Below are 25,117 nucleotides of genomic sequence, written 5' to 3'. Positions count from 1 at the left end.
GCTTATCCCGCCCCGCCGGCGCTCATTGATTTCTTGTCTACCAGGCTGACGGGTTCCGGCCAGGATGCCAGCCTTCCGGGGCGAGCTCGAACTTGTCGAATTCAAAGCCCGGGGTGACAACACAAGAAACGAGGGTGTAGCCCGCGCTCGATGCCACCGGCTGTGCCGCCTGCCATTCACCTGGTTCGACCACCGCCTGCATCAGCTGGCCTTGTGAAACGCTGCGTCCTAGCGTGCGCTTTGTAGCACTCGTGGCTTCATCGGCTGCGGTGAGCAGCATCAGCGGGTCGCCCGCTTGCCAGATCCATAACTCATGCGCATCGATCCGGTGCCAGTGCGATCGCTGCTGGTTGGTCAGCAGGAAATGAATCGCGGTTCCGATTGCGCGTCCATCGGGACCGTCCGAGCCGCGCCAGGTTTCCCGGTACCAGCCGCCTTCCGGATGCGGCTCCAACCCCAAATTATCAATCAGTGTCTGCGCGACGCTCATAGCGGAAACCCTTCAAGGCGATGCAAGATTCTGCGAAATCACCCGGTACGGATGCCGGGTTCAATTCGAGCAGAATCTCGGTAAGACCTTGTACAAGGAATTCCTAGTACCGCTAGCGGCTTGATACAGGGAGCGCTTTCATGAAATGCCTCAGCTTTCGGTTTGTCCCAATGCTTGCAGTACTGACGGTGGCTTGCGGACCGCTTGCAGCGCAGCAGACTGGACCGGCCGTCCCCGACGATCAGGCGGTTGCGAAAGCTATGGCCGCGCTTGAGGCAGCACCGGTGTTCGACGGTCATAACGACGCGCCGATCCAGCTGCGCGCGCGGTTTCAGAACCAGATCAATGATTTCGACTTCACGAACACCTTGAGTACTGCAGAGACGCATCCGCAGGCCAGAGCGATGCATACCGATCTGACGCGGCTTCGCGCAGGCAAGGTGGGCGCGCAATTCTGGTCAGTCTATGTGCCGACGTCGCTCGACGAGCCCGAAGCGGTTGTCATGACTTTGGAACAGATCGATGTGACGCGCCGGTTGATTGACCGCAATCCTAACGATCTCGTGCTCGCGCTCACCGCTGACGAAACTGCAGCAGCCATGGCTGACGGCAAGATCGCCTCACTTATTGGGATCGAAGGCGGCCACTCGATTGGCTCGAGCCTCGCCGTACTGCGCCAGATGTACGAGCTCGGCGCGCGTTACATGACGCTCACACACTCAAAAAACACTCCTTGGGCGGACAGCGCGACCGATACGCCGAAGCATGACGGGCTGACCAGCTTTGGCAAGGATGTGGTACATGAGATGAACCGTATCGGCATGCTGGTCGATATCAGCCATGTCAGCGAAGCGACGATGCACGATGTGCTCGACATCGCTCAGGCACCGGTGATCTTCAGCCATTCCGGTGCGCGGGCGGTCAATGGTCATGCGCGCAATGTGCCGGACAGCGTGCTGGAGCGGCTGGCCGCCAATCGCGGTGTCATCATGGTGGTTGGCTTGCCGGGTTATCTGAGCGAGGAGCAGCGTCAGTGGTACGCCAATCGCCAGGCGGAAAAGGCGCGGCTCGAAGCGCTTTGGCAAGGTCAACCGGACAAGGTCGCCGAAGCCCTGGCCGCGTGGGATGATGCCAATGACAGCCCTACGGCGACCGTCTCGGACATGGCTGATCATATCGACCATGTACGCGCTGTTGCCGGTATTGATGTGATTGGAATCGGAGGGGACTATGATGGGATGGCGTCTGGACCGACAGGCATGGAGGATGTGAGTGGCTATCCCGCGCTTTTTATCGAGCTCGCGCGGCGCGGCTACACACAGGCAGAACTCGAGAAGATTGCATCACGTAATATAATGCGAGCGCTGCGCGAGGCCGAGAGCGTTGCTGCGGCCATCCAGGCAATTGAAGGGCCGACTGCGATCGAAACGCTCATGGAGCAGGATTGAGCGGGTTAAAGGGGCAGCAGCGGAACCTTAGTTTGATAGCGCGGGAATAATCCAGACCAGTGACATGGCGATGATCGCCAGCAACAGCCCGATCGCAAGGACCCAGCGCAAATTCGTGTTGGTTACTGCGGCACGCGCGTCGTCATCTTCGATGTGGATCGCGTCGTCTTTGTCTTCCATCATGAACTCCCTTGGGGCCTGAATATGCCCCTTTATACTGCAATTACGTCGCAACGCGGGCAATGTTCCAGTGGGCAGGCCAGAAATCAGTCGCGCAGCAATTCGTTGATGCCGGTCTTGGAGCGTGTTTGCGCATCAACGGTCTTGACGATCACCGCGCAATAGAGGCTGGGGCCGGGTGAGCCATCCGGCAGAGACTTGCCTGGGAGACTGCCGGGGACAACGACGGCATAGGGTGGCACTTCGCCCATGTGAATTTCGCCCGTTGCGCGGTCGATGATCTTGGTCGAGGCACCGAGATAGACACCCATCGAAAGCACTGCGCCTTCACCGACGCGTACGCCCTCAGCCACTTCGCTGCGTGCGCCGATGAACGCGCCATCGCCGATGATGACCGGCCCGGCCTGCAATGGCTCCAAAACGCCGCCAATGCCTGCGCCGCCAGAGATATGCACGTTCTTGCCGATCTGGGCGCATGAGCCGACGGTGGCCCAGGTGTCGACCATCGTACCTTCATCGACATAGGCGCCGATGTTGACGAAGCTCGGCATCAGCACCACGCCCTTGCCAATGAAGCTTCCTCGACGTGCGACAGCCCCCGGAACCACGCGAAATCCGGCTTCGGAAAAGCGATTGTCGCCCCAGCCAGCGAACTTGTTCGGAACCTTGTCATAAGCGGGAGCGCCCCCTGAAGCATGCTCCATGATCCGGTTGTCGCGTAGGCGAAACGAGAGGAGGACAGCCTTCTTGAGCCATTGATTGACTTGCCAGCTGCCATCGCCAAGCGGTTCAGCGACGCGCGCTTCACCGCTGTCGAGCAGTGCCAGAGCCGTGTCGACCACGTCTTTTACCTCGCTGCTGGCAGGCGTGACTTCGCTGCGATTTTCCCAGGCTTGTTCGATTTGTGCGGCGAGTTCGCTCGACATGCGGCTATTCCTTGCAAGAATGACAATGCTTCGCGGCGCTGCTAGCGGGCGCAAGGCATTGCGGCAAGTTTGATTGATGGTCGTTCCTCAAGCGGGCATCCCGGCATCGAGCGCAAACTGGTACGCCCTGTCGACAAGAGGCTTCACGCGCTCGCTCATCGCCTTGGCATGGGTAGAGGACGCGGTACCGTCGATCACGCGCTTCTTGATGCCCTGCATGATGCCTGCCAGCCGGAAGAGGTTGTACGCGAAGTACCAATCCATCGGCGGGACCGGATAGCCGGTGCGCGCGACATAGCGTTCGACAGCTTGCTCAACCGAGGGGATGCCGAGAGCTTCCAGATCAAGTCCAAGCAGACCTGCACGGCCATCCGCAGGCTGGAACCAGTTCAGCATCAGATAGCTGAAATCGGCGATCGGGTCTCCCAGTGTTGAAAGCTCCCAGTCGAGCACCGCGATCACGCGGTTCTCGGTCTTGTGGAAGATCACATTGTCGAGCCGGTAATCACCGTGGACGACGGAGCTTTCATGCTGCGGCGGGATGGTTTCAGGCAGCCATTCGATCAGGCGCTCCATTTCCGGCATGTGCTCGGTTTCAGACAGCTTGTATTGCTTCGACCAGCGCGCGATCTGGCGAGCACAATAGTCAGTCGGCTTGCCGTAATCGCCAAGGCCGATCTTCTGCGGGTCGTTGAGATGCAGATCGGCCATGGTATCGATCAAAGCGTGATAGATTTCGCGGCGTTCCCCAGGCGTGCTGTCCGGCAATGCGCCGTTCCACAAGCTCCGGCCATCAGCCATGCTCATCACGAAGAATTTAGAACCGATGACGTCCGGATCTTCGCACAGCCCATAGGTACGCGGAACGGGAAAGCCGGTCGGGTAGAGACCGGTCATGGCCTTGTATTCGCGGTCGACCGCGTGGGCGGATGGCAGCAGCTTGCCGAAGGGCTGGCGGCGCAGCACGTAATTCGCGCCCGGCGTTTCGATCTTGTAGGTCGGGTTCGATTGCCCGCCCTTGAACTTGGAATAGCTGATCGGTCCCGAAAAGCCTTCGACATTGGCGTCAAACCATGCGGTGAGTGCATCAAGGTCTAGCTTGTCGCGTTCCTCGACCTCGACCGTGCCGACCATCTCCTTGTCGAAATCGATCTCTGGCATTCCCGTATCACTTGTCGTCATCAGTCAAACACCACCACACTGCGCGCTGAGTGCCCTGCGCGCATCTTGTCGAAGCCTTCATTGATTTGCTCAAGCGAAATGCGCTCAGCGATGATCGTGTCGAGATCGAGCAGGCCGCGCATGTAGAAATCAACCAGGCGCGGCAAGTCCACCGGGAAGTGGTTCATCCCCATGATCGCGCCCATAAGCTTCTTGCCGCCGAGCAGATCCATCGCGCCGAGGCCGACCTTGCAGTCTAGCGGCATCATTCCGAGGATGATCGCCGTGCCGCCGCGCCTTAGCGAGGCGACGGCCAAGTCTGCGCTCGCTTGCCGTCCGACCGCTTCGATACCGTAATGGACGCCGCCGCCAGAGATATCGATGATCTGCTGCGCTGCGTCTTGCGCCATCGCATCAACCGTGTGTGTGGCGCCGAGCACCTTGGCCAGTTCGCGCTTTTCAGGCAGAGGATCAGCGGCAATGACTTTGCCAGCACCTGCGATCTTCGCCGCATTGATGGCTGCAAGGCCAACCCCGCCGCACCCGATTACCGCGACACTTTCGCCCGGCGTTACATTGGCAGCGTTGAATATTGTGCCCGCGCCTGTTGTCACAGCGCAACCGATGACGGCAGCACGGTCCAAGGGCATGTCCTTGTCGATGGCGACGCAGGCATTCTCATGGATCAGCATCTGCTCGCTGAATGCGGACAGGTTGAGCATCTGGTTCACGGTTTCGCCGCCGCTCCGGGTAATGCGCGGCGCGTCGGTCTTGCCGCGCCTCGTTGCAGCCCCAAGGCACAGCGCCATCCGGCCCGTGACGCAGAATTCGCAGGTTCCGCAGAATGCAGACAGGCAGCTCACCACGTGATCGCCTGGCTTGACGGTGCGAACCTCGCTTCCGACCGCGCGCACCACGCCTGCTGCTTCATGGCCTGGAATCGCAGGCATGGCGTGCGGATAGGCCCCGTCGATGAAGTGCAGATCCGAATGGCAAAGCCCGCAGGCCTTGGTGTCGATCAACACTTCATGTGCAGCAGGCTCAGCCAGTTCGACCTCGCCAATGACGAGGCCTTTGCCGGCTTCTTCGAGGATCGCTGCCTTGGCCATCAGCGAGCAACTCCCATATCGCCTGAGCTGAAGCTGTCATTGCTTGCCATCGGGCCTTTCCCATCGCGCAAAGCGTTGGCGCTGGGGCCCGGCTTGGGTGCATGCTTGGCGATTTCCATGCGCGCGATTGAGCGGGCGTGGACTTCGTCAGGACCGTCAGCCAGACGCAGCGTGCGCTGATGGGCATAGGCCTGCGCCAAGCCATAATCCTCTGACACGCCGCCGCCGCCATGCGCCTGGATTGCATCGTCGATGATCCGCAGCGCCATGTTGGGGGCCTGTACCTTGATCATGGCGATTTCCTGCTTGGCCGACTTGTTGCCGACCTTGTCCATCATGTCTGCCGCCTTGAGGCAGAGCAGGCGAGTCATATCGATATCGATCCGGGCGCGAGCGACGCGCTCTTCCCACACCGAATGCTTGTAGATCGGCTTGCCGAAAGCCTCGCGCTCCTGCAGCCGCTGGCACATCTTGGCGAGCGCTTCTTCCGCAACGCCGATCGTGCGCATGCAGTGGTGGATGCGGCCCGGCCCGAGGCGCCCTTGCGCGATCTCGAACCCGCGTCCTTCGCCGAGCAGCATGTTGGAGACCGGGACGCGCACGTCCTTTAACTCGATCTCCATGTGGCCGTGCGGCGCATCGTCATATCCGAACACCGGAAGGTGACGCAGGATGTTCACGCCCGGCGCATCGAGCGGCATCAGGATCATCGATTGCTGTGCATGGCGCTTGGCTTCGAAATCGGTCTTGCCCATGACGATCGCGACTTTGCAGCGCGGATCGCCCGCGCCTGATGACCACCACTTGCGACCATTTATGACGTATTCGTCGCCATCGCGCTCGATCCGGGTTTCGATGTTGGTCGCATCCGAGGAAGCTGTGAAGGGTTCGGTCATCAGGAAGGCGGAGCGGATCTCGCCGTTCATCAGTGGCTTCAGCCATTGGTCCTTCTGCTCGCGTGTGCCGTAGCGGTGGAACACTTCCATATTACCTGTGTCAGGCGCAGAGCAGTTGAACACTTCGCTCGCCCAGCCGATGCGGCCCATCTCCTCTGCGCAGAGAGCGTATTCCAAGTTGGTCAGGCCCTGACCTTCGAACTCAAACGTGTCATCAACATGGTGATGGCTGTCATTGCGCGGTGGCATGAACAGGTTCCAGATGCCTGCTTCCTTGGCGAGCTTCTTCTTGTCCTCGATGATCTGGATCACTTTCCAGCGGTCGCCTTCGGCATCCTGTGCCTTGTAGGTGTCCATGTTCGGACGGACATGGGTTTCAATGAAGTCGCGTACACGGCCCGCCCAGTAACTCTGCCGCTCGGTGGGTTCGAAATCCATGGAACTGTTCCTCTCTAGTCCTTAAATGCAATCGAATCTGTTGATGGCGACCGTGGCAGTTAGCCAGCCTTGCGCCAAGTGTTGTTTTGCGTGTCAGCTGGCTCCACTCGCTTGAGCCCGAGCCGCAATGCGCGCTTCATGGTCTTCGCGCGTGATCGGGAATCTTCCCAGCCAGAACGCCGCAAGCAGAGCGAGGATGGCGGTGGCAATCCCAAACGCTGCGATCATGGTACTAAGCACTGAGAATGAGACTGTCGTGGGATCAGCGCCTTGCTCCAGCTGCGACAAAGCGATGATTTGCCCGGTCAGCGCCGCGCCCAATCCGGTCGCACATTTCTGCACCAGCCAGTTGCCCGAAAAGAACGAACCTTCAGCGCGGCGCCCTGTGCGGTCCTCGAACGCCTCGACGATCTCGGCGATCATGGAAGTGGCGGAAATCATGATGACGATGCCGAACATGTTGGCGACGACCGTGAAGGCATAATAGAGAAACGTCGAAGCAAGCGAAGCAATCGGTGGCCACATCCCAGCGAGAAACATCGCATAAGGTGCGAGACCAACCACGAGCGCGATGATAGCGGCAACGGCTGCACTTTTCGGCTTGCCCAATCGGTGGTGCATCGGGCCTACAATCATGAACATGCCGAGGACGGACAGGCCGAGCGCAAAGGGATAGGCGGTCAAGCCGTTGAGCCATTGCGGCGCGCCATCAAACGTCACCCGGTCCAACTGCCAGACATAGACGTTGAGATAATTCGAGATCGAAAAAGTCATTCCCTGGCTGACATAGGCCGCAAGGCCCCCTGCTGCGAAGAACAGGAAAGCCCGTTCGCTCAACGCTTCGCAGATCTCTGCAAACGCCGCTTTGAGATTGAACGGTGCCGGCTTCTTTTCCGGCAAGCGTGCCACGATGTGGTGCTGGCCGTAGGCTGACCCCAGGACTGCGATCACCATCAGAACCGCACCGAACATGCCGTATGCGGGATAGCCCTCTTGCTGCAAGAGCCCGTTCTCGCCCGGCATGAAAACCGTGTAAGCGAGCAACATCATGAGGATGCCGCCCATCCAGCCGGACAGGTAGCGATAGCGGAACAGGGTCGAGCGCTCGGTGTAGTCAGACGTCAGCTCCGGAACGAGACTGGTTGATGGCACCTCGCAGGCAGACAGCAGCAGTCGCACCGCCACCATGATCCCGAGCAGGCCAAGCGCGCTGGGCGCTTCACCACCAGCCGGTGACCACAGCAGGACCCAGGCAAAACCCAGCGGGATCGGAGCAGCATAGAGCCACGGCAATCGCCGCCCCCAACGCGTGTAGGTGCGGTCAGACATGTAGCCAATGATCGGGTCAACCACTGCATCGATCAGCAATGCGGCGAGCAGGATCAGGCCGACGAGCCCTGCGTCCATACCCAGCACCTGGCTGTAATAGAACAGAAGGAAGAACAGGAAGCCGCCATCTTTGACGCCGAAGGCGACAGCGCCGAAGCCGTGGATCAGCTTCAAACGGAACGGTAGCTTGCCTTGGATCAGGCCCATAGAGGCACCTTTCCTGCAGGCAAAAAGGCCGCGAATCCGCTCACACATGCTCTCCCAAACACTGCCTCCAAGCCTAGGCACCGTGCGCCTCACGTCAACGTAAACCGCTTGACGCTACGGCATGGCGGGTGCGGAAAGAGCCCCTTGCGGCTGCCCTCAAAATTACGATAACGTAAACGTCAAGTCTGATGACGAAGAGAGGAGTCGTCCCCAATGTCTGAACCCCAACAACTGGCCGCATTTCGCGAGGAAACCCGTGCCTGGCTGGCAGCCAATTGCCCCCCTGAGATGCGCGAGCCGGTGCGCGATGAAGATGACGTCTACTGGGGCGGCCGTCGTGCAACCTTCAAGAACGATGCGCAGAAGGCATGGTTCGAAGCGTGCCGGGACAAGGGCTACACCGTGCCTGACTGGCCCAAGGAATATGGCGGCGCGGGCCTCAGCCCGGCAGAAGCGAAGATACTGCGGCAGGAAATGGCTGCAATGGGCGCGCGTATTCCGCTTTCGAGCTTCGGCATCTGGATGCTCGGCCCGGCGCTGCTGCACTTCGGCACCGAAGGCCAGAAGAAACATTTCCTCAATCAGATCGCCCGCGGCGAAATCCGCTGGTGCCAAGGCTATTCAGAGCCGGGCAGCGGTTCGGACCTCGTTTCCATGCAGACCTTCGGCGAAGACAAGAGCGATCACTGGGTCGTCAACGGCCAGAAGATCTGGACGTCCTACGCCGATGAAGCCGACTGGATTTTCTGCCTCGTCCGTACCGACAAGCAGAACAAATACCAGGGCATCACCTTCATGCTGTTCGACATGGAAAGCAAGGGTGTGACGACCAAGCCGATTCTGCTGATCAGCGGCAACTCGCCTTTCTGCGAGACCTTCTTCGACGATGTGAAGGTGCCTAAAAGCTACGGCGAAGACATTCCCGGCTATGTCGGCGAGATCAACCGCGGCTGGGACGTGGCGAAATACCTGCTTGGCCATGAGCGCGAGATGATTTCAGGCGCTGGCGGCGGCGGATATACCTCCGCGATCGGTGCTTCGATGAAGCGTCAGAGCGGAGAACTGGATCCTCTGCTCCGCGCAGAGCTGGCGATGTTCGATGTCGACGCGCTGGCTTATGCCTGTATGGGCGAAAAGTTCCTCGATGAAGTCAAGGTCGGCAAAGCGCATCCGGCGCAACCCAACATGATGAAATATGCCGGGACTGAGCTCAACAAGCGCCGCTATGAACTGATGATGTCAGCCGGCGGTAGCCGCGCGCTTGAATGGGAGAGCGAGGAAACCGGTGGCGGAAAGACCGCACGCAGCTGGCTCCGCACGAAAGCCAACTCCATCGAAGGTGGCACCAGCGAAGTCATGCTGAACGTCATTTCCAAACGCATTCTTGAGCTTCCGGGAGCCTGATCGATGCCACTTTATCACAACGAAGATCAGGCCATGCTGGCCGATAGCGCTGCACAATTCATGGCGGACGAAGGCAATATCGCCAAGCAGCTGCGCCATTATCGCGATGGTAATTGCCCGGACGGTTTCGGGCACAAGTTGTGGCACCAGTTTGCCGAAATGGGCTTTACCGGCATCCTTGTATCCGAAGAGGATGGTGGGCTCGGCATGGGCCATGTCGAAGCAGGCATCGTATTGGAGGAAATCGGCCGCAACCTTTCGCCATCGCCTTTCCTGATGAGCTCGGTCATCGCCGCGACTGCACTTGATGGGGCCAGCGCAGACCTCAAGCAGCGTTACCTTCCCGGCCTCGTCTCAGGCGAAGCAGTGTTCTCCGTCGCGATTGACGAAGGCAACAAGCACCGCCCGGAACGCATTTCCTGCAAGGCGGAGAAATCCGGCAACGGCTTCAAGCTGTCCGGCAAGAAGTCGTTCGCGATTCAAGCTGTCGCAGCTGACATGATCGTGGTCGCGGCGCGCACTTCTGGGGCGGATAATGACCGTGATGGGATCACGCTGTTCGCAGTGCCCAAGGACGCGGCGAACATGACGCTCGACAATGTCCGGCTGGTCGACAGCTCGATGGCCTCCCACATCACGTTCGACGGGGTTGAGCTCGATGGCGGTGCAGTGATCGGCGAAGTCGATGGCGGCCGCGCGCTGCTCGACAACATGCTCGCGGCTGGCCGGATCGGCGCGGCAGCAGAGGGCGTCGGCGTAGCCCGCGGTGCGATGGATATGACCGTCGATTATTTGAAGCAGCGCAAGCAGTTCGGCAAATTTATCGGGGAGTTCCAGGCGCTCCAGCACCGTGCGGCGCACCTCTATTCGGAAGTCGAGATCGCGCGCGCCGTGACGATCAAGGCGCAGCAATTGCTTGACGCCAATCGCGGCGAGGAACTCAGCCCGAAGGCTGATCTGATGGCGAGCGTCGCCAAGGCAAAGGTCGCCAAGGCTGCGAGCCTGGCCGTGAAAGAGGGCGTCCAGATGCATGGCGGCATCGGCATGACCGACGAATACGATATCGGCCTCTACATGAAGCGCGACCGCGCGCTCGCCGAATTCATGGGCGACATGTATTACCATGCAGGCCGCGTGGCTGAGCTGAGCGGTTACTAAAGGAAATTCCAATGATGAAACTGCAAGAACTGTTCGGCCTCCAAGGCCGCGTTGCGCTCGTCACCGGGGGCAGCCGCGGGATCGGCAAGATGATTGTCGAAGGCTTGCTGGAGGCAGGCTGCGAACGGGTTTATATCAGCGCGCGCAAGGTTCACGAGATCGAGGAAACCTGCGCCGAGCTGGGCGACAAGGTCATCGGCATTCCGGCAGACCTCAGCCAGATGGACGGTATCCAGCGGCTCGCGGACGAAATCGCTGCCAGGGAAGACAAGCTCGACCTGCTCGTCAACAATGCAGGCGCGGCCTGGGGCGAGCCGTTCGACACATTCACGGAAGCGGGCTGGGACCGCACCATGGACCTGAACGTCAAGACGCCGTTTTTCCTGACGCAGAAGCTGTATGGGCTGTTGAAAGCGGCGGGCACGTCGGAGCGTCCGGCCAAGGTCCTCATGATCGCGTCGATCGACGGGATGAAGTCGAACCCCTGGCCGACCTATCCCTATCAGGCGTCCAAGGCGGGGCTCATCCATTTGACGCGGCGCATGGCAGCAGAGCTGGTGGGCGACAATATCGTGGTCAACGGCATCGGTCCGGGCGCTTTCCCGAGCGCGATGAACCGGGCTGCGCGTGACAATGAGGAAATGGTCAAGAAGGGTATCCCTTCACGGCGTGTCGGGGTGACAGAGGATATGGCCGCTGGCGCGATCTACCTGCTGAGCCGCGCCGGTGACTATGTGGTTGGTACGACGATTCCGATCGACGGAGGCGTGGTGAACGCCAATATCGGTGCCGGTAATTTCGTCGATCCGTCGGGCAGCTGATATTCCCTTTGATGTTTCAATTGAAGAGGCCGCTGGAATGATCCGGCGGACTTTTTTTTGAGCAGCGGGGAAAAATCCTGCAAGGTTGAGACTTTCCGGCGGAACTCACGCTTTTAAGCGTAATCGATAAATTACAGGCACGCCAGGCGCTTGGTTCTGCGCTATCATGCAGGAAATGTCCGTAAATGGGGTGGAAAGCAGTGGAGGCTCCGAGCGCTCATTTTCATCCAGCAGGCGGCATTCTTTCAAACTCTGGCAGGCCATCCTCAATTTTCAACCATGGCTGCCTGGCAGAAGTGAAGATATGCATTTCCGGACTGACCATAGTTGCATCATCCAGAGTTCCAGCCTTCAGGAAAACGTAGCCAGGATCAGAATCGCATTCGAGGAAGATGCCTGATCCGCATTTGGCGCAGTGATGGCGATGAACATTCCCTCCAGAGTCACCTTTGACCGTATAAATGGCGAGATCGCCTTCGCATTTGAAACCACTCTCAGGCAGCATCAATTCAACAGAGAAAGGACTTCCGGATGTTTTCTGGCAGTCAGAGCAATGACAGAAGAATGTCAGCTCTGGTTTCGCACTGACCGAGTAGCGAGCATCCCCGCAATGGCATCCGCCAGTCTGGATTGCCGACATAGACCGCCTCCATTTCCAAGCAACTTTGAAGATTCAAAGCTGTGGTGAACTTTCGGCTGGCAACTGGGCCTTGTCAATCAAGTGTCCGCTTCTGGGTTGTTAGCGGACGATTCTAACATTCTTACTCCATCAGCTCGCGCACAAACGGGATCAGCCCTGTTTGGCGCTGGCGGCGCATCCGTTCGGCGGCAAGGATCTCGCGGACTTTCTCGAAACACGCGTCGAGATCATTGTTGATCACGACATATTCGTATTCCGCCCAGTGGCTGATTTCCGCCTTCGCGCGCTCCATCCGGCTGTCGATGACTTCCGGGCTGTCTGACGCGCGCGTTTCCAGGCGGCGGCGCAGTTCAGCGATGCTGGGCGGCAAAATGAAGACCGTGACGACGTCCTGATCATCCTTCTGCTTCAATTGCTGCGTACCCTGCCAGTCGATGTCAAACATGAAATCCTGGCCATCTTTCAGGGCCTTGCGGATCGCACCCTTGGGGGTGCCATAGCGATGGCCGAAGACATGCGCCCATTCATAGAAGTCGTCTTCTACGACCATCCGGTCAAATTCGTCGTCCGAAACGAAGTAATAGTCCTTGCCATCGACTTCATTCGGGCGTGGCGGGCGCGTGGTGACAGATACCGAGAGCTTGATGGCTTCGTCCTGCTCCAGCAGCATGCGTGAAATCGTGGTCTTGCCTGCGCCTGAAGGCGAAGACAGGATAAACAGCAATCCGCGGCGGTGAAGAGATTCTTGGTCAGCCATGTGTGCTGTTGGCGCAAAGCATAGTGGCAAATCAAGGGGCAGGGGCGTCGGAAGCGCTATTTTTCCTCTTTGAGCAAAGCCGCCTTGTGGTCTTCGGACAAGCGCTCCTTGATACGCTGAACCTGCTTTGTCGCGGCGTTTGTCCGCTTGCGATCCAGCACAGACTTGGCGAGCAGCGCGCCGCCGACAAACACTGCACCCGGAAGCGACCGCGTTGCGATCTTGCTCGCCCCGTAAAGCAGCAGCGTCTTGCCGATTGAACCGCGCTCGGTCAGCTGCTTGGCTCTTTCTGGACTATAGCGCCTGCGCGCCAAGCTCTTTTTTGCAGACTCGCGAGCGATTGAACTGATCGAGCGGATGACGACATCAGCGATGACCAGATTGGTTGCCGGTTCGGGACTTGGGCCAGGTATGGTCTCGGGATCGGGGCGCTGTTTGGCAACCTCTTTGAGGGGCTTTGCCTTGCCGCGCTTCAGGAGAGATGGTTTGCGCATCTGTGTCTCCTCTTGAATGGGTTTGGACGCAGTTCAATTGGCCTTGCGGGGGTTATTTCTTACGCCCGAAATCGACCGTTACGACATTAGAGCCATCGTCAGCGCCTTTTGGTCCGGCATCGCCGCTGCCATCTGAACCGTCGTTTTCCGCATCATCATGCGATTCCGGCTCCATATCCGGCACAGTTGCCTGGAATTGCAGGCCAAAGTCGACTGCAGGATCAACAAACGCCGTTATTGCCGCAAACGGAACAGAAAGCTTGGCCGGTACCTGGTTGAAGCTTAGGCCAACCGAAAAGCCATCCTCGCGCACTTCCAGGTCCCAGAACTTGTTCTGGAGCACGATCGTCATCTCGTCGGGAAAGCGTTCGCGCAGGTGTGAAGGGATTGAAACGCCCGCAGCACCCGTTTTGAATGTGATATAAAAGTGATGATTTCCAGGCAGTTCGCTGCCGCCCTGCTCGATTTCGCCGAGCACACGGCCTACCACCGCGCGCAGAGCCTCCTGCACGATTTCATCGTATGGGATCAGGCTGTCGGGCGTATCATCGCTCATGCAGCACTAGGTGGAGATGGTGCGCGCGCGGGTCAAGCGATTATCCGCCAGAAACCGAGGATTGCGCGCGATTGAAGCAGAATGCTTGCGCAGGGCGAGGGAGTATCTATAGCGCATCGCATTATGCGTATTGGCCGAATTAAGCGGAAAACCGCAGAAACTGCTATCGAGGTGGAAGTAAACCTCGATGGCACAGGCAGTTATGACGTTTCAACAGGGATCGGTTTCCTCGATCATATGGTGGAGCAGTTTTCCAAGCATTCGCTGATCGATGTCACCATGAAGGTCGATGGCGATTTGCATGTCGACCAGCACCACACGACAGAGGATTCCGCGCTCGCGCTGGGGCAGGCGCTGGTAGATGCGCTGGGCGAAAAGGCAGGAATCGGCCGGTATGGCATGGCCTATTCGCCCATGGACGAGACCCTTTCGCGCGTGACGCTCGATGTTTCTGGCCGCCCCTATTTGGTGTGGAAGGCCGGGTTCACGCAAGAAAAGCTGGGCGAGTGGGACACAGAACTGATCGAACACTGGTTTCATTCAGTCGCACAAACCGCTGGCCTGACGCTCCATATCGAGTTGCTCTACGGCACGAACAACCACCATATTTGCGAGAGCATCTACAAGGGGTTTGCCCGCGCGATGCGCAGCGCAGTCGAGCTTGATCCGCGTAAAGGTGGAGCGATCCCTTCGACCAAAGGCCAATTGGGCGGTTGAGATGAGGCAATCCGTCGCTCTCGTGGATTACGGCGCGGGCAACCTTCACTCGGTTCACAACGCGCTCAAACGGGTAGGAGCGCCTGTGAGCGTTACCGCCGATCCGGATGAAGTGCGCGCTGCGGAGCGGATCGTGCTGCCCGGCGTCGGCAGCTTCAAGGCGTGCCTGGGCGGGCTGCGTGCAATCTCCGGCATGATTGCGGCGCTGGAAGAGCGCGTGCTGGATCACGGCACCCCGTTTCTCGGTATTTGCGTGGGTATGCAGATGCTCGCCACGCGCGGGCTGGAACATGGCACGACCAAGGGGCTCGACTGGATTTCCGGCGAGGTGCGCCTGATCGAGCCGAGCGATCCCGCGATCAAGGTTCCACACATGGGCTGGAACGACGTCGCCGTCATGCCGCATGCGAAAGGACACAGCGTGATCGAGGAAGGCGAGGCGTACTTCCTCCATTCCTATCATTTTGTGGCCGACGATCCGCACGATGTGCTCGCGATGACTGACCATGGCGAAGGCCTCGTGGCAGCGGTCGCACGAGACAATATTATCGGGGTGCAGTTCCACCCGGAAAAGAGCCAGGCCTATGGGCTGGCGATGCTCGAACACTTTCTGGAGTGGCGGCCATGATCATTTTCCCGGCCATCGACCTTAAGGGCGGCGAAGTCGTGCGCCTTGCCGAAGGCGATATGGACCGCGCGACCGTCTATGGCGATAATCCCGCCGCGCAGGCCTTGTTGTTCGCAGAAGCGGGGGCACAGCATTTGCATGTGGTGGACCTCGATGGAAGTTTCGCAGGCGAAGGTCGCAATGTCGAAGCGGTCCAAGCCATCGTCGAAGCCTTTCCCGGTTATGTCCAGCTTGGCGGCGGCATTCGCACACCCGAAGCGGTTGAAGCGTGGTTCAACCTTGGAGTTGCCCGTGTGGTCATGGGCTCTGCCGCGCTCAAGGACCCGGAATTCGTCAAGGATATGGCGAAGGAATGGGAAGGCGGCATTGTCGTTGCCGTGGATGCGCGCGATGGCATGGTGGCGACCGAGGGCTGGGCCGATGTTTCCGATGTGCCAGTGGTCGATCTCGCCCGCCGGTTCGAGGACGCCGGCGTCGCTTCGCTGCTGTTCACGGACATAGGCCGCGACGGGCTGCTCAAGGGCGTGAACATCGATGCGACGCTTGACCTGGCGCGGCGAGTGGATATCCCTGTGATTGCGAGCGGCGGTGTGAAGGGGCTGGACGACATTCACGTTCTATCACTCCATGCGCATGAAGGTATCGAAGGTGTCATCACAGGACGGGCGCTTTATGAAGGCAAGCTCGACCTTGCGACGGCAATCGCGATGGCGGCAAGAGCATGACCGTCCGTATCCGCGTCATCCCCTGCCTCGACGTAGCCGATGGGCGCGTCGTCAAAGGCGTCAATTTCGTCGACCTGAAGGATGCCGGCGATCCGGTTGAGCAGGCGCAGGCTTATGACGCGGCCGGCGCAGACGAGCTGTGCTTCCTCGACATTTCGGCGAGCCACGAAGGGCGCGGCACGCTGCTCGAAATCGTCCGGCGCACGGCAGAGGTGTGCTTCATGCCGCTGACCGTCGGCGGCGGGGTGCGCAGTGTCGAGGATGCGCGCGCTTTGCTGCTTGCAGGCGCTGACAAGGTCGCCGTGAATTCTGCGGCAGTGACGCGACCTGAACTGGTGGCCGAAATTGCCGCGAAGTTCGGCAGCCAGTGCGTGGTCGCCAGCGTCGATGCGCGGCGCAGCGGCGCGGGCTGGCAGATCTACACGCATGGTGGGCGCAAGCCTGCGGGGATCGACGCGGTCGAACATGCGACAAGGCTGGCAGAGCTGGGCGCGGGCGAGCTGCTGGTGACCAGCATGGATGGAGACGGAACTCAGGCGGGCTATGACCTGGCACTGACCCGCGAGATTGCTGATGCCGTAAGCGTGCCCGTGGTCGCCAGCGGTGGCGTTGGAACCCTCGAGCACCTGGTTGATGGCGTAACGCTCGGCCATGCCAGCGCCGTGCTCGCCGCCAGCATCTTCCACTTCGGCACACACACCATTTCCGAAGCGCATGATGCCCTCCGAGCCGCCGGCCTGCCAGCCCGAGGGATATGATTATTGCGAGCGCATGGTATTTGAGCGAGGACGGTCGCGATGGACACTTTGAAACGCCTTGAACAAGTTATTGCCGAGCGGCGCGATGCATCGCCTGACAGCTCCTATGTCGCGAAACTGAACGCCAGCGGCATCGAGAAGATTGCGCAGAAACTGGGCGAGGAAGCCGTCGAAGCGGTGATCGCGTCGCTTTCCGGCAGCCGTGAGGAACTGGTCGGGGAGAGCGCCGACCTGCTGTTCCATTTGCTCGTGCTGTTGCAGGCGCGCCGGATCAAGCTCGATGAAGTCCTTGCCGAACTTGACCAGCGTGAAGGCGTATCGGGCCTTGATGAGAAAGCGAGCAGGAGCGCCAACTGATGCCGATCGACCCGACTTTGCCCTATGATGATAACAACATTTTCGCGAAGATCCTCCGCGGTGAAATCCCTTCGACCAAGGTCTATGAGGATGACTGGGCTTACGCCTTTGAGGACATCAATCCGCAGGCTGAGGTGCATACGCTAGTGGTGCCCAAGGGGCGCTATGTCAGCTGGGACGACTTCTCCGCCAAGGCTTCGGCGGAGGAGATTGCAGGGTTCGTTCGCGCAGTAGGCGAAGTCGCGCGCATGAAGGGTCTGGTGGAGCCGGGCTACCGGATGATGGCGAATATCGGTGCGCATGGCGGACAGGAAGTGCCGCATCTCCATGTCCATATTTTCGGCGGGGAGCCTTTGGGGCCGATGATCTGGAAGCGGTAGAGCCGCGCCATTGGTCGCGCCTGCGACTCGTTTCACCGCCGTTCAGCTGCTAGCAGGCAATGCCTGCTTTGCAGCGATTCCCCACTGCGCTAGAGCCACGCTTGCATGAACATGCCTACTCCCCCCGGTGGTATCCTTGAGGGCCCGCGGCACCTCTACGCGGTGCGCGTCTATTACGAGGATACGGACCTGTCCGGCATCACATATCACGCCAATTACCTGCGCTGGTTCGAGCGCGCCCGGTCAGACCTGCTGCGGGTTCTCGGGATCGATCAGCGCGCAGCCATCGAAGCCGGAGAAGGGGCTTACGCCGTCTCTGAGATCAATCTGAAGTATTTGCGACCTGCCAAACTCGATGATGATGTGGTCATAGAAACATACTGCACCGAACTTGGCGCGGCGAGCTGCCGGATGCATCAATCGGCGAGGCGCGGTGATGACACCTTGTGTGAGGCTGACCTGCGCGTAGGTTTCGTGCACCCATCAGGCCGACCGGTGCGTCAGCCGGGCCCGTGGCGTGAGGCGTTCAAGAATTTCATGGAAAGAAAAGCATAGATGACAACTTCAATTGACATTCTGGCAGCAAGTTCAGGGTCTGCCCGGCTCGACCCGCTCGAGCTGTTTCTGCAGGCGGACATCGTCGTGCAGGCGGTCATGCTTGGCCTTGTTCTCGCCAGCATCTGGGTGTGGATGATCATCGTCTCCTTCACTTTGCGGATGAAGAAGCTGGAGCAAGCCGCTGATACCTATGAGGAAGATTTCTGGCGGGCCAAGGACCAGGAGGCTGTTTTGGGTGCGCGGTCGACGCGCGGCATTCCGTCGGCCAGGGTCGCCGCTGCTGGGTTCGACGAATGGAAGGAAAGCGCGAAGCTCGGTAAAATCGACAAGGACGGTGTGCGCCAACGTGCGGCCAGCGCGATGGAAGGCCAGGTCGCGGAAGAAGCAGACAAGTTGGCTGAAAGGCTCACCTTCCTTGCCACAACGGGCTCGGTCGCCCCCTTTGTGGGCCTGTTCGGCACCGTTTGGGGTATCATGAACAGCTTTTTCCAGATCGGCGCGCAGGAGAGTTCATCGCTTGCTGTGGTCGCTCCCGGCATTTCCGAAGCACTGTTCGCGACCGCAATCGGCCTGTTTGCTGCGATCCCTGCGGTTATCGCCTACAATCGCTTCAGCCACGACGTAAATCGCTTCGAGGCACGGCTGCAGCGATTTGCTGACAAGGTGCATGCCGGCCTCAGCCGCGAGCTGGATAAGAACTGATGGGCATGGGTGTATCCGTTGGTCGGCGTACACGCGGCAGCAAGCGCGCGCCCATGGCAGAGATCAACGTCACGCCGTTTGTGGACGTGATGCTGGTGTTGCTGATTATTTTCATGGTGACTGCGCCGCTGCTCAATTCAGGCGTTCCGGTGGACTTGCCGGAAAGCCGCGCGAATCCGATTGACCAGACGCCTGAGCAAGTGACAGTTTCGATCGACAATGCCGGTGTGATCTATGTCGATGATGTCGCGGTTCCCGATGGCGAGCTGGCAGGAACGCTCGCTCAGATCGAACCGCGCGCGGATGGGCAAAAGCCCATCGTTGTGCTGCGCGGCGATCAGGCGCTGCAATATGCTCGCGTCATGGCCGTTATGGGAGAGCTCAATCGCGCGGGCTTCAATCAGATTACTCTGGTCACAGACGGTTCATCCGCTTCGCCATAGCAATTGAGAAATCCATGCAAGCTATCGCCGCCAACAGAGAGGAACGGATCGGGCTCAGCGTTGCGCTGGGGCTGCACCTCCTGCTTGTGCTGGCTTTCCTGATCCAGCCCGGTCGCGGCGAAGTCATGCCATTGCCAGAGCGCATGACTGTGAGCCTTGCAACTGATGTTGGCCTGGAAGCCACAGCGCCAGCGATTGTCCCGGAAAGCCGCGCGGCGATTGCGCCTGAACTGGGTGATGAAGTGACGCCGCCTGCACCTCAGGATGTGCCTGACGTCCGCCGTGCAGCCGATACGCCGCAAACGCCGAGCCGAACGACCACCCGGGTACAACCTGTGCGCAGCGAAACGACGCCCCAACGCAGTACGGGCAGCCGCCTCGGCGACAATTTCCTGCCGGGCGCGGGGGATTCAACCGCGAGCGATGATGCGCGTATCCCCGCCAGCCAGATTGGCGCGAGTGCACAGGCTTCCATCGTCCAGGCGATCTCGCGCCAGATCAAGCCTCACTGGAATGCGCCGTCGGGGGTCGATGTCGACCAGCTGGTAACTGTCCTGGCGTTTGAGCTCAACGAGGATGGCAGCCTCAAAGGGCGGCCTAGAGTGATCTCGCAATCAGGCGAAACCGCTGCCAATCTCCCGCAGAAGAACCTCCATGCTGAACGCGCCATTCGCGCTGTTCAACTTGCCGCGCCTTTTGATTTGCCACCTGAGTATTATAACGCGTGGAAGTCGGTTCGCGGCGCGCGCTTTGACAGGAACCTATCTCGATGAAGAAGCTGATACTTGCCATAGCTGTCGCAATCGCCACTCCATCCGTGGCACAAAATCAGGACCTCGGCACACCGGTGCCCGAGGGCGGAGACGTAGAAACGCTTGGCCAGGCTGTCGACGATGGCGGCCTGACATTCACTGTCACTGATGAAAGCGATTGGCAGGACCTGACCATCGCCATACCCGGCTTTGCAACTGACCGCGATGTGCCGACGCCGGCCAGTTCTGACGGTACAGCAGCGCTTGGTAAGGAAGTGGCTCGTGTCATCACTGCCAACTTGCGCAACAACGGCCTGTTCCAGCCGATCGGGCCGGACCAGCTGCCGCAACCGAGCTTTACGCAGATCCCCGCACCTGCCTGGGGCACATGGGCCGGGCGCGGCAATGAAATGCTGGTTCATGGCTATGTTCAGGGACGGGCAGACGGCCGGTTGGTCGTCGGATGCTATCTATATGATGTCGCCTTGCAGGACGAACTCATCCGTGAAGGCTGGGTGGTCCCGCCGGCGGACTGGCGGCGCGCGGCGCACAAGTGTTCTGACCTCATATACTCCCGCCTGACAGGTGAAAGCCCGTTCTTCGACAGCCGCATTGCTTACATTGCTGAGACTGGACCCAAGGACCGCCGGGTCAAGCGGCTCGCGATCATGGATAGCGACGGTGCGAACCACCGCTTCCTGACGCTTGGCAGCGCGACGGCGCTCACCCCGCGTTATTCGCCAGATTATTCCAAGCTGCTTTACCTCTCCTATGTCGACGGAAATCCGCGCATTTATGTCTACGACATCGGCACCGGCCGCCAGCAGCTGGTGGCAGAGACCGGTAACCCGACGCTCGCACCGCGCTGGTCGCCAGACGGTCGCTATATCCTCTATTCGATGGCAGTCGGCGGCAATACCGACATCTACCGCGTGCCTGCGACGGGGGGGCGGGCGGTACGCCTGACGGATACGCCGGGGATCGATATCGGTGGGTCCTATTCCCCCGATGGCAGCAAGATCGTGTTCGAAAGCGACCGTTCCGGCAGCCAGCAGTGCTACATCATGAACGCAGATGGCACGGGCCAGCGTCGCATCTCATTCCATGGCGGGCGCTGCGCAACGCCGGAATGGAGCCCGCGCGGCGATCAGATCGCCTTTACCCGGATTGCCGGGGATTTTAACATTGCCGTCATGGAACCAAGCGGTCGCAATCTGCGTATTCTGACGCGCGGCTGGCAGGACGAAGCCCCCACTTGGGCTCCTAATGGACGCATTATTCAGTTCTTCCGGACAGAGCGCAATTCTGGCCGGACTGCTTTGTACCAGGTCGATCTGACCGGACGTAATGAAAGGAAGCTGCCGACGCCGGTGGACGCGTCGGATCCGGCATGGGGACCGATCCTCCCCTGAATGTGTTATAGTCATGCAGCAGTCCGCACCCCTGAGGGCGGCGCTGCTTCAAGAAGGACAATGTCATGAATACGAAACTCGCTTCTATTGTTCTGGCAGGATCAACCCTGGCACTCGCCGCTTGCGCTAAGAAAGCCCCCGAAGACCTGCCTCCTCCCCCGGCTACAACGGAGACTCCGGCACCGGTTGCAACTCCCAGCGGTCCGCAGGTTGGCAGCCAAGCCCATTTCGAGCGGGGTGTGAACGGCCAGAACGTTATCTATTTCGACACTGACCGCTTCAATATCGACAGTGCGGATGCAGCCGCTTTGCAGGCCCAGGCCCAGTATCTCTCGCAATACCCGTCAATCTCCATCACCGTGGAAGGTCATGCGGACGAGCGCGGCACTCGTGAGTACAACCTTGCGCTGGGCGAGCGGCGGGCGAATGCCGCGAAGAACTATCTCGTAAGCCTTGGTGTCGCTGCGGGCCGCATTCAGACCGTCAGCTACGGCAAGGAACGCCCCGTTGCGCTCGGCTCGGACGAGCAGGCCTGGGCGCAGAATCGCCGTGCGGTCAGCGTGGTGATTAACTGATTGCAACTTTGATATGGATTGGGAAAGGCCGGGCCATGTGTCCGGCCTTTTCCTTTGAAGCTCGGATGTCAGCTATTGGGCGTGAAGGGCAGTGAAGGGCAGTGAAGGCCACTCGAAGCTTGGCACTTCGACCAAAGCAGGGACAAACGCTTCACCGCCAGCATGGGTGCCATAATCTGCCGTCATGCTGAGCGTCATCGCAGCCATGGCGAAGACGGCGAAGGCACTGGAAATTGAGAGTTGTTTGCTCATGCTGGCTCTGTTGACTTCGATTTATGAAGAATACGTTGCAATGCAACATTTCTTATCGAAACTGGTTCCCATGTCTTTCAATCAATCGCAAGGACCCCTAGACTAAAACCCATGATTGCCGGACAAACGACATATTGTGTGAGACTGCGAGCGTGCGCTTATGCCTAAGGCGAGGCGGTCAAACGATTGGGGCTTCCCGCGCTGGCGTGGCTATGGCTCTGCGCGCGAGGCGACAATCGTGCGGCTGTGCGATCGGCACGGGTGCGAGGAGAAAGGCGATTGCCCTGCGCCCAAAGCGCCCAACAGCCCGGACCGGTGGTATTTCTGTCAGAAACACGCAGCGGAATACAATTCCAAGTGGGATTATTTCGAAGGGCTCGACAAGGCAGAGAAGGAAGCGCGCGCCAAGGCGGAACGGCAGGAAAGCGCCGGTTATGCCGAGGCTTCGCATTACGGCTGGGCGGGATCAGGCGATGGTTCGCGCAGCGCGGATGAAATGCGCGCACTGGAACTGCTGGAGCTGGAAGCGGATGCGGATTTTGCCGCGATCAAGAAGGCCTACCGCGCGAAGGCGAAGCTCGTTCACCCCGATGTGAAACCGGGCGACGAAGAGGCAGCGAAAGAGTTCCAGAAGCTGCAAGTTGCTTATGATGTCCTGCGTATCGCGGAAGAACGCCGCGAATGGCGGGGGTAGGTCGGCAGTCTCACATGTCCGCTAACGACCCAATTGCGGACAAATTAGGAATCCTTAGGTGGCGCCAGTTGGCACCCAATCCGCAGGCAGCTGATGCCAAGGCGCTTCCGGATGCCGTCTAGCCAGTTCCTCATGCACCCTTCGCTCTCTCCAGACGGGCCCACCTACGTGCCATTCCGCCGTCTCATGTCCGAAGTCAGCTGTTAATCGGGAGGGGATGTGTTCTTCAGCATCCCAACCAGCTATAACTTCCAAGTTTTGTATTGCAGGATCATCTAAGCGGGTTTCGGTGACAGCTCCGCCCTCATCCCAGACCGTAACCGTGAGGGTTCCTACAGGCCATTGCACCACACGCCGACTTATCTGGAGATCGGGCACAAGCTCACAACGTCCGAGCTTCTGCCATCGACCGGAGCGAAGTGCTCGGCCGATCGATGGATGAACATCCGGCACCACGGACATAATCGGCGAGGTGACAATCGCTTCGACTGCAGCGACTTCACGATCCCTGCGCCGGAAGAAGCCTACTTTTTTGTCTGAAGTGACTTGGCCATAGTAGACCCACTCCTGTTCGCCGAGGAGCGCGTAAAGAGTGCCCGGCTTCAGGTCAGCACGGGCCATCGGATCAGCTTTGAACATAGGCACATACTTCCCGTCTGCATCGAAAGGGTCAATGGCAGCTTTCCACCCAATTCCGGACAATTCCTACATTTGCGCCAAGCGCTACACCACGGACGCTCTCTGAAACCTTCGATCACTGCCAAGACTAATGGCTCACGCGCGTGCTTTGTGTTGGAGAAGTGTCACCTCCGTAGGAGATATGATTGCGCGCATCTGTTCGCTAGCGCAACTCTAGATCAATCGCCGTAATGGATTTGCACTGTGCCTGCCGCCGCATTGGCCCTGGCGCGCGCTGCATCGGTATCAGGGCCGTTCGCCAGCGCGACCCCCATGCGGCGATAGGGCCGCGTCACGGGCTTGCCGAAGATGCGGATATCCGCGCCATTCGCCATCGCCTCCGCCAGTCCTGAATAGGATACCGTCTCGCTCGCCCGGTCCGCGAGGATCACCGAGCTGGCAGAGGGCCTTGCGGCGATTGTGTCCGGTACAGGCAATCCCATAATCGCGCGGGCATGCAGGTCGAACTCGCTGAGGTTCTGGCTGACCAGCGTCACCATGCCGGTGTCATGCGGGCGCGGGGACAATTCGGAGAAGATGACCTCTTCGCCCCCCTCTTGGTTTCGGGCAACAAAGAACTCCACCCCGAACAGGCCGTATCCCTTGCCGTTACCTTGCAGCGCTTCGACCACCTTGGCCGCCATTGCCTGTGCGGCTGCAATCGCAGCGTCCGACATCGGCGTTGGCTGCCAGCTTTCGCGGTAATCGCCGCGTTCCTGCCGATGGCCGATCGGCGGGCAGAAGGTGATCCCGCCAGCATGGCGCACCGTCAGCAGCGTGATCTCGTAGTCGAAATCGATGAACTGCTCGACGATCACGCGTTTGCGGTCCCCGCGCATGTTGTCGACCGCATAGGTCCATGCAGTCTCCAGCTCCTCCGCCGTATTGACCTTGCTCTGTCCCTTGCCGGACGAGGACATGACGGGTTTGATCACGCAGGGAAAGCCAGTGAAGTCAGCCGCCGCGCGCACCTCCTCGATGCTTTCCGCATAGCGATAGCGTGAGGTCGTGATGCCCAGCTCTCCCGCCGCCAGGTCGCGGATCGCGTCGCGGTTCATGGTCAGCTGCGTCGCGCGGGCGGAGGGCACCACATTGCTGCCCGCCGCTTCGATTTCCGCGAGCACTTCAGTGCGGATCGCTTCGACTTCCGGCACGATCAGGTCGGGATTGTGCTTTGCCACCACCGCGCGCAGCGCCTCGCCGTCGAGCATGGAGAACACCTCCGCCTCGTCCGCGACCTGCATCGCGGGCGCTGCGGCATAGCTGTCGCAGGCCACCACGTAAGCGCCCAGCCGCTTGGCCGAGATAACGAACTCTCGGCCCAGTTCGCCCGAGCCAAGCAGCAGGATCTTTGTTGTGAAGGGCATGGGCAACCTCAGCCTGTTCGCGTCATTGCGAGCCTAGCGAAGCAATCCAGAGCGTGTCGAGTATTTACTCTGGATTGCCGCGGCGACGGTGTCGCCTCGCAATGA

At 59.7% G+C, this 25,117-nt stretch carries 31 protein-coding genes; 17 read left to right on the top strand and 14 right to left on the bottom strand.

The annotated features are described in order from the left end of the window. Positions 1-37 precede the first annotated feature (37 nt). Positions 38-490 carry a cupin domain-containing protein gene (locus ACG9DO_RS00560; RefSeq protein ID WP_394729627.1) on the bottom strand — a complete coding sequence of 151 codons (453 nt, stop codon included), beginning with the start codon at positions 488-490 and terminating at the stop codon, positions 38-40. Between the two features lie 140 nt (positions 491-630). On the opposite strand from ACG9DO_RS00560, the gene ACG9DO_RS00555 reads away from it, so the two are divergent. Further along, positions 631-1,938: a dipeptidase gene (locus tag ACG9DO_RS00555; RefSeq protein WP_394729625.1), complete on the top strand. Its 1,308-nt coding sequence runs from the start codon at positions 631-633 to the stop codon at positions 1,936-1,938. A 27-nt stretch (positions 1,939-1,965) separates the two neighbouring features. Here ACG9DO_RS00555 and ACG9DO_RS00550 read toward each other — a convergent pair whose 3' ends face one another. The 6 genes from ACG9DO_RS00550 to ACG9DO_RS00525 form a co-directional block, all read right to left on the bottom strand. Beyond that, the gene (locus ACG9DO_RS00550) at positions 1,966-2,121 is read right to left on the bottom strand and encodes a hypothetical protein (protein WP_394729623.1); all 156 of its coding nucleotides are present in this window, start codon (positions 2,119-2,121) and stop codon (positions 1,966-1,968) included. 83 nt (positions 2,122-2,204) lie between these two features. Then, the gene (gene dapD, locus ACG9DO_RS00545) at positions 2,205-3,044 is read right to left on the bottom strand and encodes a 2,3,4,5-tetrahydropyridine-2,6-dicarboxylate N-succinyltransferase (protein WP_394729621.1); all 840 of its coding nucleotides are present in this window, start codon (positions 3,042-3,044) and stop codon (positions 2,205-2,207) included. A gap of 87 nt (positions 3,045-3,131) precedes the next feature. Continuing rightward, entirely contained in the window at positions 3,132-4,226 is a 1,095-nt protein-coding gene (locus tag ACG9DO_RS00540; RefSeq protein ID WP_394729619.1) for a phosphotransferase family protein, read from the bottom strand. Next, entirely contained in the window at positions 4,226-5,314 is a 1,089-nt protein-coding gene (locus ACG9DO_RS00535; protein WP_394729617.1) for a Zn-dependent alcohol dehydrogenase, read from the bottom strand. Before ACG9DO_RS00535 ends, ACG9DO_RS00540 begins: the two co-directional genes overlap by 1 nt. After that, positions 5,314-6,648 carry an acyl-CoA dehydrogenase family protein gene (locus ACG9DO_RS00530; protein ID WP_394729615.1) on the bottom strand — a complete coding sequence of 445 codons (1,335 nt, stop codon included), beginning with the start codon at positions 6,646-6,648 and terminating at the stop codon, positions 5,314-5,316. Before ACG9DO_RS00530 ends, ACG9DO_RS00535 begins: the two co-directional genes overlap by 1 nt. A gap of 93 nt (positions 6,649-6,741) precedes the next feature. After that, positions 6,742-8,184: an MFS transporter gene (locus tag ACG9DO_RS00525; protein WP_394729613.1), complete on the bottom strand. Its 1,443-nt coding sequence runs from the start codon at positions 8,182-8,184 to the stop codon at positions 6,742-6,744. 213 nt (positions 8,185-8,397) lie between these two features. Between ACG9DO_RS00525 and ACG9DO_RS00520 the strand changes: the two genes are divergently transcribed. The 3 genes from ACG9DO_RS00520 to ACG9DO_RS00510 are packed head-to-tail and all read left to right on the top strand — an operon-like array spanning position 8,398 to position 11,567. Then, positions 8,398-9,588, top strand: a complete 1,191-nt coding sequence (locus tag ACG9DO_RS00520; RefSeq protein WP_394729611.1) for an acyl-CoA dehydrogenase family protein — start codon at positions 8,398-8,400, stop codon at positions 9,586-9,588. Between the two features lie 3 nt (positions 9,589-9,591). Next, complete coding sequence (locus tag ACG9DO_RS00515; protein WP_394729609.1) at positions 9,592-10,746, top strand: acyl-CoA dehydrogenase family protein; 1,155 nt, start codon at positions 9,592-9,594, stop codon at positions 10,744-10,746. Between the two features lie 14 nt (positions 10,747-10,760). Beyond that, complete coding sequence (locus ACG9DO_RS00510; protein WP_394731289.1) at positions 10,761-11,567, top strand: SDR family NAD(P)-dependent oxidoreductase; 807 nt, start codon at positions 10,761-10,763, stop codon at positions 11,565-11,567. A gap of 223 nt (positions 11,568-11,790) precedes the next feature. Here the strand turns inward: ACG9DO_RS00510 and ACG9DO_RS00505 are convergent, their stop codons facing one another. The 4 genes from ACG9DO_RS00505 to ACG9DO_RS00490 all read right to left on the bottom strand — a co-directional run bounded on the left by ACG9DO_RS00505 (position 11,791) and on the right by ACG9DO_RS00490 (position 14,014). Further along, positions 11,791-12,207 (bottom strand): GFA family protein, encoded by a 417-nt coding sequence (locus ACG9DO_RS00505; RefSeq protein WP_394729607.1) that lies wholly within the window; start codon positions 12,205-12,207, stop codon positions 11,791-11,793. 121 nt (positions 12,208-12,328) lie between these two features. After that, a complete protein-coding gene (gene gmk / locus ACG9DO_RS00500; protein ID WP_394729605.1) occupies positions 12,329-12,964 on the bottom strand; it encodes a guanylate kinase in 636 nt (211 codons plus the stop codon). A gap of 56 nt (positions 12,965-13,020) precedes the next feature. Further along, complete coding sequence (locus ACG9DO_RS00495) at positions 13,021-13,458, bottom strand: hypothetical protein (protein ID WP_394729603.1); 438 nt, start codon at positions 13,456-13,458, stop codon at positions 13,021-13,023. Between the two features lie 52 nt (positions 13,459-13,510). Then, positions 13,511-14,014 carry an SspB family protein gene (locus tag ACG9DO_RS00490; protein WP_394729601.1) on the bottom strand — a complete coding sequence of 168 codons (504 nt, stop codon included), beginning with the start codon at positions 14,012-14,014 and terminating at the stop codon, positions 13,511-13,513. Positions 14,015-14,137: 123 nt separating this feature from the next. Here ACG9DO_RS00490 and hisB point away from each other — a divergent pair, with 123 nt between their 5' ends. The 12 genes from hisB to pal all read left to right on the top strand — a co-directional run bounded on the left by hisB (position 14,138) and on the right by pal (position 22,021). Beyond that, on the top strand, positions 14,138-14,731 hold the full coding sequence (gene hisB, locus ACG9DO_RS00485) for an imidazoleglycerol-phosphate dehydratase HisB (RefSeq protein ID WP_394729599.1): 594 nt from the start codon (positions 14,138-14,140) through the stop codon (positions 14,729-14,731). Between the two features lies 1 nt (position 14,732). Beyond that, complete coding sequence (hisH, locus tag ACG9DO_RS00480; RefSeq protein ID WP_394729597.1) at positions 14,733-15,359, top strand: imidazole glycerol phosphate synthase subunit HisH; 627 nt, start codon at positions 14,733-14,735, stop codon at positions 15,357-15,359. After that, positions 15,356-16,084 (top strand): 1-(5-phosphoribosyl)-5-[(5-phosphoribosylamino)methylideneamino]imidazole-4-carboxamide isomerase, encoded by a 729-nt coding sequence (hisA, locus tag ACG9DO_RS00475; RefSeq protein WP_394729595.1) that lies wholly within the window; start codon positions 15,356-15,358, stop codon positions 16,082-16,084. Before hisH ends, hisA begins: the two co-directional genes overlap by 4 nt. After that, positions 16,081-16,842: an imidazole glycerol phosphate synthase subunit HisF gene (hisF, locus tag ACG9DO_RS00470; protein WP_394729593.1), complete on the top strand. Its 762-nt coding sequence runs from the start codon at positions 16,081-16,083 to the stop codon at positions 16,840-16,842. Before hisA ends, hisF begins: the two co-directional genes overlap by 4 nt. Before the next feature lie 39 nt (positions 16,843-16,881). Beyond that, positions 16,882-17,199: a phosphoribosyl-ATP diphosphatase gene (locus tag ACG9DO_RS00465; RefSeq protein ID WP_394729591.1), complete on the top strand. Its 318-nt coding sequence runs from the start codon at positions 16,882-16,884 to the stop codon at positions 17,197-17,199. Further along, positions 17,199-17,579: a histidine triad nucleotide-binding protein gene (locus ACG9DO_RS00460; protein WP_394729589.1), complete on the top strand. Its 381-nt coding sequence runs from the start codon at positions 17,199-17,201 to the stop codon at positions 17,577-17,579. The genes ACG9DO_RS00465 and ACG9DO_RS00460 overlap by 1 nt, the downstream gene beginning before the upstream one ends. A gap of 105 nt (positions 17,580-17,684) precedes the next feature. Next, on the top strand, positions 17,685-18,134 hold the full coding sequence (locus tag ACG9DO_RS00455) for a YbgC/FadM family acyl-CoA thioesterase (RefSeq protein ID WP_394729587.1): 450 nt from the start codon (positions 17,685-17,687) through the stop codon (positions 18,132-18,134). Further along, a complete protein-coding gene (tolQ, locus tag ACG9DO_RS00450) occupies positions 18,135-18,839 on the top strand; it encodes a protein TolQ (RefSeq protein ID WP_394729585.1) in 705 nt (234 codons plus the stop codon). Further along, positions 18,839-19,282, top strand: a complete 444-nt coding sequence (locus tag ACG9DO_RS00445) for an ExbD/TolR family protein (RefSeq protein ID WP_394729583.1) — start codon at positions 18,839-18,841, stop codon at positions 19,280-19,282. The genes tolQ and ACG9DO_RS00445 overlap by 1 nt, the downstream gene beginning before the upstream one ends. A 14-nt stretch (positions 19,283-19,296) precedes the next feature. After that, entirely contained in the window at positions 19,297-20,055 is a 759-nt protein-coding gene (locus tag ACG9DO_RS00440) for an energy transducer TonB (protein WP_394729581.1), read from the top strand. Next, on the top strand, positions 20,052-21,446 hold the full coding sequence (gene tolB, locus ACG9DO_RS00435; protein WP_394729579.1) for a Tol-Pal system beta propeller repeat protein TolB: 1,395 nt from the start codon (positions 20,052-20,054) through the stop codon (positions 21,444-21,446). Before ACG9DO_RS00440 ends, tolB begins: the two co-directional genes overlap by 4 nt. A 65-nt stretch (positions 21,447-21,511) precedes the next feature. Then, the gene (gene pal / locus ACG9DO_RS00430) at positions 21,512-22,021 is read left to right on the top strand and encodes a peptidoglycan-associated lipoprotein Pal (protein WP_394729578.1); all 510 of its coding nucleotides are present in this window, start codon (positions 21,512-21,514) and stop codon (positions 22,019-22,021) included. A 72-nt stretch (positions 22,022-22,093) separates the two neighbouring features. On the opposite strand, the gene ACG9DO_RS00425 is transcribed toward pal, so the two are convergent. After that, positions 22,094-22,273 carry a hypothetical protein gene (locus ACG9DO_RS00425; protein ID WP_394729576.1) on the bottom strand — a complete coding sequence of 60 codons (180 nt, stop codon included), beginning with the start codon at positions 22,271-22,273 and terminating at the stop codon, positions 22,094-22,096. Positions 22,274-22,433: 160 nt separating this feature from the next. On the opposite strand from ACG9DO_RS00425, the gene ACG9DO_RS00420 reads away from it, so the two are divergent. Beyond that, a complete protein-coding gene (locus tag ACG9DO_RS00420) occupies positions 22,434-22,967 on the top strand; it encodes a J domain-containing protein (protein ID WP_394729574.1) in 534 nt (177 codons plus the stop codon). Between the two features lie 54 nt (positions 22,968-23,021). Here the strand turns inward: ACG9DO_RS00420 and ACG9DO_RS00415 are convergent, their stop codons facing one another. Then, entirely contained in the window at positions 23,022-23,606 is a 585-nt protein-coding gene (locus tag ACG9DO_RS00415; RefSeq protein ID WP_394729572.1) for a hypothetical protein, read from the bottom strand. A gap of 218 nt (positions 23,607-23,824) precedes the next feature. After that, positions 23,825-25,012 (bottom strand): formate-dependent phosphoribosylglycinamide formyltransferase, encoded by a 1,188-nt coding sequence (purT, locus tag ACG9DO_RS00410; protein ID WP_394729570.1) that lies wholly within the window; start codon positions 25,010-25,012, stop codon positions 23,825-23,827. Between the last annotated feature and the right edge of the window lie 105 nt (positions 25,013-25,117).

Origin of the sequence: Altererythrobacter sp. GH1-8 (genome assembly GCF_043702085.1) — a bacterium.
Taxonomy (GTDB): domain Bacteria; phylum Pseudomonadota; class Alphaproteobacteria; order Sphingomonadales; family Sphingomonadaceae; genus Erythrobacter.
The sequence above is the reverse complement of the archived record's forward strand: the minus strand, read 5'-3'. Positions and strand labels throughout refer to the sequence as shown.